1 protein-coding gene is annotated in these 820 nt (G+C 76.0%); it reads right to left on the reverse strand.

The features are described 5' to 3' along the window. On the reverse strand, window positions 1-756 hold a 756-nt coding region (locus OZN99_RS32695; protein WP_270939340.1), incomplete at its 3' end, for an AzlC family ABC transporter permease. Window positions 757-820: the final 64 nt, after the last annotated feature.

Genomic DNA, 820 nt, shown 5'->3' on the forward strand with positions numbered 1-820 from the left:
CGTCCCGGCGCCGGGGCGTCCGCGCAACTCGATCCAGGCGCCCAGCGCGGCGCCGGCGAAGGTGCCGGCCAGCAGCGGCAGCGGCACCGGCAGGCCGGCCCGATGCGCCGCCAGCGCCACCAGCCCCGCCACCACCCATGGCGCCAGGTCCACCCTGGGCCCGCGCCACAGCCCGACCAGGATGGAGATGAAGGCCGCCACCGAGGCGAAGAACAGCGGATGCCCCGGCGGCACGCGCACCAGGCTGCCCGCCAGGTGCCCGATCGCGGTGGTGAGCACCCAGGACACCCAGAGCCCGAGCCCGACGCCCAGCAGGTAGCCGGCATCGCGTCCGCCACGGCGCTGCTCCTGCACCGACATGGCGAAGGAGTGGTCCACCAGCGTCGCCAGCGTGCCCCACAGCCGGATGCCGCGCAGCCGGTCGAGCCATCCGGCCAGCGCCGCGCCCTGCGGGGCCATGCGGATGTTGACCACTGCCGTCGCGACGATGGCCGCCAGGATCGGCGCCGGGTCGGTCCAGAGCTCCAGCGAGAGCAACTGCGCGGCGCCGGCATAGACGATGGCGCTCATCAGCACCGTCTCGGCGAAGCTGAGCCCCTTGGCGTCGGCCAGCACGCCGATCACCAGGCCGAAGGGCACCATTCCCAGCCAGAGCGGCAGGCTCTCCACCGCGCCGCGCCGGATGCCGGCGCGCGTGAACACGACCCGCCCCGCGGCCTCCGGCGCGACCCGCCCCGCGCTGTCGGGATCGCTCACGCCTGGCGGGCCGCGATCAGCCGCGCCTCGGCGGCGTCCGGCTCCATCGCGAGCGCCCAGCCGG

It is taken from the genome of Falsiroseomonas oryzae, from assembly GCF_027856955.1.
GTDB lineage: Bacteria > Pseudomonadota > Alphaproteobacteria > Acetobacterales > Acetobacteraceae > Falsiroseomonas > Falsiroseomonas oryzae.